Annotated in this window: 10 protein-coding genes; 6 read left to right on the top strand and 4 right to left on the bottom strand. The window is 63.7% G+C overall.

Annotated elements, in window-relative coordinates; translation table 11 throughout:
* The 4 genes from NFE57_RS02100 to NFE57_RS02085 all read left to right on the top strand — a co-directional run.
* On the top strand, nt 1-472 hold a 472-nt coding region (locus tag NFE57_RS02100; RefSeq protein WP_417438296.1), incomplete at its 5' end, for an AMP-binding enzyme.
* A complete protein-coding gene (locus NFE57_RS02095; protein ID WP_252133890.1) occupies nt 469-879 on the top strand; it encodes a hypothetical protein in 411 nt (136 codons plus the stop codon). The genes NFE57_RS02100 and NFE57_RS02095, both read left to right, overlap by 4 nt.
* Nucleotides 880-1,128, top strand: coding sequence for a hypothetical protein (locus tag NFE57_RS02090; RefSeq protein WP_252133889.1), 249 nt, complete (start codon nt 880-882; stop codon nt 1,126-1,128).
* A gap of 16 nt (nt 1,129-1,144) precedes the next feature.
* Nucleotides 1,145-3,439: an autotransporter family protein gene (locus tag NFE57_RS02085; RefSeq protein ID WP_252133888.1), complete on the top strand. Its 2,295-nt coding sequence runs from the start codon at nt 1,145-1,147 to the stop codon at nt 3,437-3,439.
* A gap of 479 nt (nt 3,440-3,918) precedes the next feature.
* On the opposite strand, the gene NFE57_RS02080 is transcribed toward NFE57_RS02085, so the two are convergent.
* Nucleotides 3,919-5,709, bottom strand: coding sequence for a PAS domain-containing protein (locus NFE57_RS02080; protein WP_252133887.1), 1,791 nt, complete (start codon nt 5,707-5,709; stop codon nt 3,919-3,921).
* Between the two features lie 423 nt (nt 5,710-6,132).
* Between NFE57_RS02080 and NFE57_RS02075 the strand changes: the two genes are divergently transcribed.
* Nucleotides 6,133-7,428 carry an MFS transporter gene (locus tag NFE57_RS02075; RefSeq protein WP_252133886.1) on the top strand — a complete coding sequence of 432 codons (1,296 nt, stop codon included), beginning with the start codon at nt 6,133-6,135 and terminating at the stop codon, nt 7,426-7,428.
* Nucleotides 7,429-7,441: 13 nt separating this feature from the next.
* Here the strand turns inward: NFE57_RS02075 and NFE57_RS02070 are convergent, their stop codons facing one another.
* The 3 genes from NFE57_RS02070 to NFE57_RS02060 all read right to left on the bottom strand — a co-directional run bounded on the left by NFE57_RS02070 (nt 7,442) and on the right by NFE57_RS02060 (nt 8,752).
* Nucleotides 7,442-7,648, bottom strand: a complete 207-nt coding sequence (locus tag NFE57_RS02070) for a hypothetical protein (protein ID WP_252133885.1) — start codon at nt 7,646-7,648, stop codon at nt 7,442-7,444.
* 127 nt (nt 7,649-7,775) lie between these two features.
* Nucleotides 7,776-8,132, bottom strand: a complete 357-nt coding sequence (locus NFE57_RS02065; protein ID WP_252133884.1) for a GntR family transcriptional regulator — start codon at nt 8,130-8,132, stop codon at nt 7,776-7,778.
* Nucleotides 8,133-8,173: 41 nt separating this feature from the next.
* On the bottom strand, nt 8,174-8,752 hold the full coding sequence (locus NFE57_RS02060) for a nitroreductase family protein (protein WP_252133883.1): 579 nt from the start codon (nt 8,750-8,752) through the stop codon (nt 8,174-8,176).
* Nucleotides 8,753-8,875: 123 nt separating this feature from the next.
* Here NFE57_RS02060 and NFE57_RS02055 point away from each other — a divergent pair, with 123 nt between their 5' ends.
* Nucleotides 8,876-10,687 (top strand): peptide MFS transporter, encoded by a 1,812-nt coding sequence (locus NFE57_RS02055; protein ID WP_252133882.1) that lies wholly within the window; start codon nt 8,876-8,878, stop codon nt 10,685-10,687.
* The last annotated feature ends 155 nt before the right edge of the window (nt 10,688-10,842 follow it).

Here is a 10,842-nt window from a genome sequence, read left to right as displayed (position 1 = left end):
CTATCCGGGCTATTATTTCTCGGGCGACGGCTGCCGCCGCGATGCGGACGGCGATTACTGGATCACCGGCCGGGTCGACGACGTCATCAACGTCTCGGGCCACCGCATGGGCACCGCCGAGGTCGAATCGGCGCTGGTGCTCCACCCGCTGGTCGCCGAGGCCGCGGTGGTGGGCTTCCCGCACGATCTCAAGGGGCAGGGCATCTATGCCTATGTGACGCTCAACGTCGGGGTCGCCGCCGACGATGAACTGCGCAAGACGCTGGCGCAATGGGTGCGCAAGGAGATCGGCCCGATCGCCACCCCCGATGCGATCCAGTTCGCGCCCGGCCTGCCCAAGACCCGCTCGGGCAAGATCATGCGCCGCATCCTGCGCAAGATCGCCGAGGGCGATACCGCCAACCTCGGCGACACCTCAACCCTCGCCGACCCCAGCGTCGTCGACGATCTCGTCGCACACCGCGTCGGGTGACGCATAAGGGGCGCGGCGGCGCGATCATCAGCAACGGCAACACGAACGCGATCGGAATCCATGCCACAGGCCCGGGTCGTGTCGACCTGACGGGCGGTTCAGTGGTCACGAATGGCGGCGATGGGCTTTCAGCGGAGGGGGGCGGCGAGATCGTCGCGCGCGGGCTGGTGGTAGATTCTCTGGGGGCAAAATCGAGTGGGGTTTGGTCCAGCGGAGTTGGGTCGAGCATCGTTATCACTGATGCGACCGTCACTGCGGCCGGCGACGTCGGTGGTGCCCTCGTGGCGGCGGGCGGGGGAATGATCATCGGCGAGGGGCTGGTACTGAGCACGCAAGGCGTAATCGGTCAGTCACATGTCGTTCTTGCCGTGGGGAGCGGCTCCCGGATCGAGGTCAGCAACAGCTAGATGAGCTCCGACGCCCCCTTCATCGGTGGACTCTATGCAAATAACAGCGGCGAGATCGTGGCGTCCAATATACAGATTCACATGACGGGGGAGGAGAGTGACGCCGTCGTCAGCGCGGGCGGGCCGGGGGTCATCACCATTTCCGAAAGCACGCTGTTGATGGAAGGCGAGGGGGGCAAGAGGCATCAACGCCTGGAGCGCCTCGCAAATCCAGTCTTCGAATGTCGCGATCGAAACGCGGGGCGATAGAGGAATCGGGATATTTTTGGGTCAGGCGGGAACTGTTGTCACCGTTTCCGGCGGTTCAATCCTCACTTTGGGTGATGTGTCCTACGGCCTACAGTCCACCAGCCAAGGCACCATCCTCGCCAGCGACCTGCCGATCACGACCATGGGGCAGCGGTCGTATGGTGCCTATGCCATCGGTGCAGACACCCTGATCGACCTCACCAACAGCGCGATCTCGACTTATGGCGCCGGTGCGGAGGGTATGCGGGCGGAGGACAGCGCGCACATCACCGCGACCGGGGCGACCATAGCCACGTCCGGAGGCGATGCGTCGGGGGTGGTGGCCTCGGCGGCAACGGTTGTGCTGGATGGGGGGAGCGTGACGACTTCAGGTGCGTCTGCGCATGGCCTGAGCGCCCAGGATGGTGCAGGCCTGACTGCTTCGAATGTCACGACGCGGGTCTCCGGCAGCACTGCTGCCGTTGTTCAGATCACCGGCGGTACGCTGACCACGCCGACAATCATGACGATCGACGGTGGGACGCTGGCATCGAGCCAGGGGCCGCTCATTCTCGCTCAAGGTGGGACCGGCACCATCGTGCTGCAGGGGCCCATCGCTATTTCAGCAAGGCTCGTTGGCGGACGCCCGGCGCTGGCCATGGTGACCAATGGCACGACGCCCAGCAACCTGACGCTCAACCTGACGGATCTGGGTGCGGTGTCCGGTAACGTCATGGTGACCGGCGCGGACAATCAGGTGAATGCGACGTTCAAGACCACCGACTGGATCGGTGACCTGATCGCCGAACCCGGCAATATGCCCAGTATCACTTTACAGGACAGCCATTGGACCGGTCAGGCGACGCATGCATCCAATATTCGCCTGAACGCCGCCAGCATCTGGATTGTCACCGGCACCTCGAATGCCGTTGGCACGATCACCAATGCCGGCCTTATCGAGTTCGCGCCTCTCGCGAGCGGCTTCTCAACGCTGACGACCGGCAATTATGACGGGCAGGGCGGCCATATAGCCTTCAATACCGCCCTTGGTGCCGACAACTCCCCCACCAACCTGTTGGTGATCAACGGCGGAACGGCGACGGGCACGACTATGCTCTCCGTCACCAATGCCGGCGGCGGCGGCGATCTTACGGTCGGCGATGGCATTCGTCTCTTGCAAGCCGTCAATGGCGGCATCACCCAGCCGGGCGCCTTCGTGTTGACCGAACGTGTCACCGCCGGCGCTTACGAATATCTTCTCTTTCGTGGCGGCAGTTCGGGCACCGAGGACTGGTTCCTGCGCTCCAGCATCGACGCGACATCGATTGACCCGCACGCGCCCGGCGGGGTCATCCCGCTCTACCGGCCCGAGGTCCCGCTCTACACGCCGATTCCGGCCATGGCGCGCCATATAGGGCTGGCGACCCTTGGCACGCTGCATGAGCGCGTCGGCGAAGAAATGAACATTCGCGACTTCACCAGTTCCGGCAGGTTCGGGAACGGTGCCTGGATGCGGGTAATCGGCGAACGCAGCAACAATCGCTGGGCAGATACGGCCGAGTCCAACGTGCGCGACGCCGATCTTATTGGATTTCAGGCAGGTCTCGATCTCTATCGGCGCCAGCACGACAACGGCCATCGCGATCATGTTGGTCTCTACGCCGCCTATACCGACTATCGTTCGTCATCGGTGCGTGGCCTCGCGCGCGGTCAGCGCAACCAGAAGGTTGGCCAGCTGATCCTGAACGGGCCGGCCGTGGGCGCCTACTGGACCCATTTCGGCCCCTCGGGATGGTATCTGGATGGGGTGATCCAGAGAAACTGGTTCGATGCGAAGGCGAAATCGTTCGATGATACCGCGATGAGCACCCGCGGCACGGGCCTGACCACGTCGCTGGAGGGCGGCTATCCGATCCATCTCAGCAAGCGCTGGCAGATCGAGCCGCAGGCCCAGATCATCTACCAGACTATGTCGGTCAAGGACAGTCGCGACGTGTATTCGACGATCGGCTGGAATGAGAGCGACGCTGTCACCGGACGTTTTGGTGGGCGGTTGCAATATAGCGCGCAGGATGGTGCTGCGCTGTGGCAGCCTTATGCGAAGGTCAATCTCTGGCATAGCTTCAACGGCACCGATCGGGCCAGCTTCGGGGCCTCCCCGGCGATCGAGAGTCGTTTTGGCAACACGTCGGTGGAACTGGGCGGGGGAATGACCGCCCGGATCACGCGGACCACCAGCCTCTATGGTCATGTCGATCATCGCTGGTCTGTGGACGGCCGCGAGCGGCGTACGGCGACTCAAAGTGCCATCGGCGTCCGCTTCAACTGGTGATGCCTGGCCTCAGGGGGTGGCGAGTGCTGGCGGCTTACCGCGCTCACCTACATCGCCAGTATCTAGCTGTTTGGTCCCGGGATTTGATGGTGTGGGTCGAGTGTAAACCGTTCTGGTTCAGCTGACCAGATTTTGTAGATGATCCGCCGGAACGTGCTGCTTCGCATTGGAAACTGTGGAACAGCGCCTCTTGTCTCACCGTTCGTTCACACACCATCTGCCGACGTTCACCTTGTCCGCGAAGACTGAATTGACACCTGACCCAACTGCAAACACGGGCTTCTTCAACAGAAAAGACCGTAAAGAGGCGTTGATTTAGGCGAGGTGTCAGATGAGGCATACGCTGGACATCGAACTGAAATTAACCAAATAATCAATATGGTAGGTCTTCGATGTGGCCCCCTCCGTCTCCGCCATCTTTCCGGTCAATTCATCGATTCATCCGGGAAGTGTTGCGCGCCCCGTGCTCGATGCCCCGATCACACGCCAAGCGGGATGGTCAGGTGGAACGCCATGCCGGTCGGTTCCCATATACGTGAAAACGCGCCCCGAAGCTGGCGTTCGATCGTCAGCGTCAGCAGCCGTGAGCCGAAGCCGCTGTCCTCGGGCGGGCGGCTGATCGCGAGCCCGCTCTCCTGCCAGTCGATGCGCATCTGCGCGTTTCCTCGCGTGAAGGTGAGGTGGATGATCCCCTGCGGGTTGGCCAGCGCGCCGTATTTGGCGGAATTGGTCGCCAGTTCGTGAAACACCAGCGCCAGCGGCGTCACCATGTCCTGGCTCATAGCGGCGTCGTCGCCCACGATCAGGATACGCGTGCCGCCATCGTCATAGGGTTTGAGCAAGGTGCGGACCAGCGCCTGGAGGGTCGCGCCGAGAACGTCGGTCTTGGCGCTGGTCGACCGCAGGAAACCGTGCGCGGTGTGGAGCGCGCCCAGCCGATGCTGGAGCACGGCGGCAAGCGGTGCCATCTGCGGTTCGTCGCGGACCGACAGCGCGACCAGCCCGTTGACCAGCGCGAACAGATTCTTGATCCGATGATCGAGTTCGTTGGCGACCAGTTCGCGTTCGGTCTCGAGATGTTTGGCGTCGTCGATGTCGGTGGCGGTGCCGTACCAACGCGTGATCTGGCCGTGGCGATCGCGCAGCGGCAGCGCCATCACCTTCAGCCAGCGATACGCCCCCGAATGGTATAGGAACCGATATTCGATATCATAGGGCTGTCCTGTCGCCAGGCATTGTGCCCATGTGCCCGAAACCCGCTCCCAATCGTCGGCATGGACCAGCCGGGTCCAGGTGTCGGGCGACGCGGTCAGCCCGTCGAGCCCGGTGAACTCGTTCCAATGACGATTGAAATAATCGTGAAGCCCCTCGGCGTCGGTGCTCCAGACGATATGCGGGATCGATTCGGCAAGGGCGTCGAACCGCATCTCGCTTTCGGCGAGGGCGTTGGCGGTCGCGACCTGATCGGTGAGGTCGATGACGACGCCGCAGAGCTTGGCCGTCTTGCCGTCGGCGCCCGGCACCGCACGGCCGGCATCGACATACCAGCGGACGCCGCCATCGGGGGTGATCGCGCGATACCGGCATCGGTAATCGGCGCCGCTCTGGATCGCGCGATCGAGCGCCGCGACGACCTGCTGGCGATCCTCGGGGTGGACGACGTTGACGAGAATCTCGTTGTCGATGCCGACGCGTGCTTCCTCGGGGCTGACGCCGAACAGGCGAGCGAACCGGTCGTCCGAGGTCAGCCGATTGGTCGCGACATCGAGATCCCAGGTGCCGACGATTCCGCCGGCGTCGAGCGCAATATCCATCCGCTCGCGCGCGCGTTGCAGATCGCGCAGCGCCTTGATCCGATCGGTCGTCTCGTTGGCGATGAGCAGGACGCCGAAGACATCGCCCTCGGCATTGGCGATCGGGGTGAAGGCGAGATCGAACCAAGCGGTCGCCAGTGTGCCGTTGCGCCGCAGCTTGATCGGCGCGTCGGCAAAGCGGATCCCGCTGCGACGATCGTAACATTCGTCGATCGCCGCGCGGTAAAAGTCCGCGGCCTCGGGCAGCACCGCGCCCACCGGCTGGCCCAGCGCCCCGTCATAATCGTTCCCGAACATCGTGCGCGTGGCGTCGTTGTAGATCAACAGCCCTTCGCGCCCGATCAGGATCGTCATCGCGGCGGTCGATAGCAGCATCAGCCGCGCGGCGTGTTGGAGCGGTTCGGGCCAATCGTCGATCGCGCCGGCGGGCGAGTGACGCCAGTCGAAATTTCGCATGGCCTCGCGCATGAACGTGTCGCCGGCCCCGTCATCGCGGCGATGGTCAAGGCGCGTAAAGAGATGCTTCGGCAAAACGATCCCCACTCAGAAATGATAGCGCGATCGCGATCTTTGATTGTCAAAGTATAGCGGAGGCATGTTCTTCCTTAATCCAGCACTGGTAAAGGGGCGGCTAGCGGCTTTTCCATGATCTTTTCGTAATTTGAGCGATGATTCATGGGGCTCCTCAGCGCCAGGTGTTCGTTCGTGGAACGGGCGCGCGTTTCGCTCGGGGCGGGGGCGGGCAACAAAATGCAGCCGCACGATTGACCGCCTGCAAGCACGCGGGCAGAATGGGAGCGCTATCAAAAATGCGGTTCCCATCACGGCGCCGCCCAGGTCGCGCGATCGGCGGGACACGGAAAAGACAGGGAGAAGCGGATGTCTGACGCCAGCGAGCGGCATGTCGACGCAGCGGCCGAGCGAATCGGCCGCTATCGCTGGGTAATCTGCGGCTTGCTGTTCGCGGCGACCGCGATCAATTACATCGATCGCCAGATGATCGGCATCCTCAAGCCGACGCTCCAGGCAGATCTCGGCTGGTCCGAAACCGATTATGCCAACATCGTGCTGTGGTTTCAGGCGGCCTATGCGATCGGCTATCTCGGCTTTGGCCGGCTGGTCGACAGGATCGGCGCGCGGATCGGCTATTCGATCGCCTTCAGCATGTGGACGGTGGCGCACATCCTCCACGGCGTGGCGCGCACGACCGTCGGCTTCGGCGCGGTCCGCTTCATGCTCGGGATCGGCGAATCGGGCAGTTTCCCGGCGGGGCTGAAAGCGGTCGCGACATGGTTTCCCGCGCGCGAGCGGGCGCTGGCGATCGGTATCTTCAACGCGGGCGCCAATGTCGGCGCGATCGTCACCCCGATCATCGTGCCGATCATCACCGTCGCTTATGGCTGGCGCGCGGCGTTCATCATCACCGGGGTGCTCAGCTTCGTCTGGCTGTTCGCCTGGCTCGCTTTCTATCGTACCCCGCGTGAGACGAAGCGGCTCGGCGCGGCGGAGCTGGCGCTGATCGAAAGCGACCCGCCCGATGCACCCGGCAAGGTCGCGTGGCTCCGCCTGTTGCGTCACCGCGAGACCTGGGCGTTCGCGCTCGGCAAGTTCCTCACCGATCCGATCTGGTGGATGTTCCTGTTCTGGCTGCCCGATTTTCTCGCCAAGCGCTACGATCTCGATCTGATGAGTTTCGGCCCGCCGCTGATCGCGATCTATCTGCTGTCGGATGTCGGCAGCGTCGCGGGCGGCTGGGCCTCGTCGCGGCTGATCGCGCGCGGCTATAGCGTCAACCGCGCGCGCAAGCTGACGATGCTCGTCTGCGCGCTCGCCGTCACGCCGATCTTCTTCGCGCAATGGGTGAGCCATTTGTGGATCGCGGTGCTGATCATCGGCCTGGCGACCGCCGCGCATCAGGCATGGTCGGCCAATCTCTTCACCCTGGTGTCGGATATGTTCCCGCGCAAGGCGGTGGGTTCGGTGATCGGCATCGGCGGTACCGCGGGCGCGCTCGGGGGGATGCTGATGTCCAAATTCGCGGGCTATGTGCTCGAAACGGTGGGTAGCTACCAACTCATCTTCTTCGTCGCGGGCAGCGTCTATCTGGTCGCGCTCGGGGTGATTCACCTGCTCAGCCCGCGGCTGGAGCGCGCCTCGGTGGCGGTTGTGGCGTGATCGTCCGCGTGGCTCAGGCCGCGAGGCGCGCGGGGGTCGATCGGAACAGCCCGGTGCCGGTCATGCCCGCGCTCGCCAGCGGCACCGCGGCATTGCAATAAGCGCATTCGGCGACCAGCCGCCCGACCATCCACTGCGTGCCGCCGCAACCGGGGCAATGGTTGATCTCGTCGGCACGGAACATCGTGCGATAGCCATTGGTCTTGTCGGGACGAAACATGACGCGTCTCCCTGTGCAGTCACGGGAGATAACACGGCGACGAATCGTTCGGTTCCATCGACGAACCGATTAAGCGCAGGATGGGCGAGCGATCGTTGCCCAAAAGCAACGGTCGGCGTGGGCCCGTTCAGGCGCGCTCGGTGTCGAGCAGGTCGGCGGCGTCGAGGCCCAGCAGGTCGATATGCGCGCGCACCCGCGGCCAGACGTCGGTCATGAATTCCTCACGCTCGGCGACGCGCAGCCGCTCGACCGCGCCCGGCAGCACGAACATGCCGACCCCGCGCCGAACCTCGACATGGCCGTCATCCTGGAAGCTCTGATAGGCCTTGGCGACGGTCAACGGATTGGCGCCATGGGCGGCGGCGAAGGCACGTACCGAAGGCAATTGATCTCCGGCGCGGTAATCGCCGCGCAGGATCGCCTCGGCGAGGATCGCGCGCAAGCGCAGGTAGACCGGAATGTCGTCGCTCCTGAGAACTGTCATGCTGCTTTAATACACCAATTGCCCGTATCGTCCAGTCCCCATCATGTCCAATATCGGACGATCCTGTCCGCGTCCGGGCGCGGCCGTTCGTCGAGCGGCTTGCTCGGCGTGCCGAGGAACAGGAACCCCGCGATCTGCTCGGGGGCGGCGCCAAAGGCATCGCGCACCCGGTCCGAATAGGCTGCCCAGCCGGTCAGCCAACCGCCCGCGAATCCCATCGCGGTCGCGGCGTGGAGCAGGTTCATGCACGCCGCGCCCGCCGACAATTGTTGCTCCCACAGCGGGATATGGCTTTCGGGGCGGGGCGCGGACAGCGCGACCACCAGAGTCGGTGCCTGTCGCGCGAATTGCTCGATCGCCTCGAATTCGAGCCTTTTGGCCTCGGGACGGTCGATCAGATAGGCGTCGCGCAGCAGCGTGGCGAAGGCGTCGCGGCGATCCTCGGGCACCACCACGAAGCGCCACGGCGCGAGCTTGCCGTGATCGGGGGTGCGCGCGGCAATCGCGAGGATCTGGTCGAGTTGCGCCGGATCGGGGCCGGGGGCGACAAGGTCGCGCGGTTTGCCCGAGCGGCGGGTGGCGAGGAGCGCGAGCGCGGCGGAACGATCGTTGAGTGTCATGCCCCCTCGGCTAGCCAAAGGGGGCAGCTTCAACAACCTGCTTCACAGCGCCTGATTCGTCGTTAGTCTCTGTTTCCATATCGCCGCAACACGACGGCGCACATGATTTCAGGGAGTTACTCGATGGTGGACAGCCCCACCGCGGACAATCCGCGCGAACCCGATATCACCCATACCGATCCGGCCGCCGAGAAAAGCTGGTTCGGCCATCCGCGCCAGCTTGCGCGCCTGTTCTCGACCGAGGCGTGGGAACGGTTCGGCTATTACGGCATGCGCGCGCTGCTGATGCTGTATCTGACCAAGCATTTCATCTTCGACGATCGCTCGGCGGCGGGGCTCTATGGCGGTTATACCGCGCTGGTCTATCTGACCCCGCTGATCGGGGGCTATCTCGCCGATCAATATCTCGGCTCGAAACGCTCGGTGAAATTCGGCGCGATCCTGATGGCGATCGGCTATTTCACCTTATGCTTCGGCGGCCAGACCGCGCAGCCTTATGCCGAGATCGACGGCCAGCGCTACGCTGTGCAGGTCACCAATTTCTCGGACGGCCCCAGCAGCCACGCCGATGAAGCGCATAATATCGTCATCGACGGTCAGACGCTGGCGATCAGGGGCAATGACGACGGCAGCGTCGCCTTGCTCGCGGCGGATGGATCGGTGGCGCGCACGGTGGCGGCCGAATCGTTCGCCTCGGGGGCCGACCGCAGCGCGCTGCACGTCGCGATCCTGTTGCTCGCGCTGTCGATGGTGTCGATCGGCAACGGCTTCTTCAAACCCAATATCTCGACGATGGTCGGCGAGCTTTACGAAAAGGGCGATCGCCGCCGCGATTCGGGGTTCACGATCTTCTATATGGGGATCAATTGCGGCTCGATCGGCGGGCAGCTCGTCTGCCCGATCTTCGCCGATCTGTTCGGCTGGTGGGCGGGCTTCCTCGTCGTCGGGCTCGGCATGCTGATCTCGTGGACATTGATCCAGTTCGATGGCGGGCGGCTGGCCGGTTATGGCGAGCCCCCCGCGCGCACCGGCCCCGATCGGGCATTGCTGATCTACGCGCTAGCGGTGCTGGCGGTGCCGGTGTTCTATTTCCTGTTTGTCAATCTGATGAACACCCCCGATCCGGAGCCCGGCTCGGGGATCGTCGGCTATATCGCCACGCTGCCGCTGATGGGCAAATTGCTGTTCGGTTCGTTCCTGATCGGTGTGCCCGCGATCCTGATCTGGTCGTGGGCCAAGGGCAGCAGAATCGAATTCCAGATGATGGTGGTCGCGATGGTGCTCATCACCTTCAACGTCGTGTTCTGGACGCTGTTCGAACAGGCCGGGTCGAGCCTGACGCTGTTCGCCGATCGCAACACCGAACTCAGCGTGTTCGGGCTGTTCACATTGTCGGCGCCGCAGACGCAGAATTTCAACCCGCTGTCGATCGTCATCTTCGCGCCGATCATGACCTTGCTGTGGGCGTGGCTCGCGCGGCGCAACCTCGAACCGTCGATTCCGGTCAAATTCGCGATCGCGCTGATGGGGGTGGGCGCGGGCTTTCTGTTCCTCGTCTGGGGCACGACCTTCGCGGGGCCCGATTTCAAGGTCGGCCTGTGGTGGCTCGCCGGGCTCTATCTGATCCACAGCCTCGCCGAATTGTGCATTTCGCCGGTGGGGCTCAGCATGATTACCAAGCTCTCGATCGCCCGCATCGTCGGGTTGATGATGGGGGTGTGGTTCCTGTCGATCTCGGTCGCGCAATATGTCGCGGGCGTCGTCGCGCAGGTCGCCAGCGTCGCGACGGTGGGCGGGCAGGTGACCAATCTCGCGATCAGCCTCGACACCTATACCGCGGTGTTCTTCAGGATCGGCTGGATCTCGATGGCGATCGGGCTGGTACTGCTCGCCTTCTCGCCGCTGATCAAAAAGTGGATGCACGGCGTGGTCTAGGCGCAATCGACATTCAGCCCATGCCGGCCTGCAAATGGCGATTTCCCGCGCTTCCGATGCTCACGTACTGAAGTACGCTGCGCTCCGGATCACGGCAAATCACCATTTTCGGCTCGGCCTGATCTAAATGTCGATCGCCCCAGGGGTGCGTGGTA

Source organism: Hephaestia sp. MAHUQ-44 (assembly GCF_023806085.1).
Lineage (GTDB): Bacteria > Pseudomonadota > Alphaproteobacteria > Sphingomonadales > Sphingomonadaceae > Sphingomonas.
Note: the sequence above shows the minus strand (reverse complement) of the source record. Positions and strands in the feature narration are given on the sequence as shown.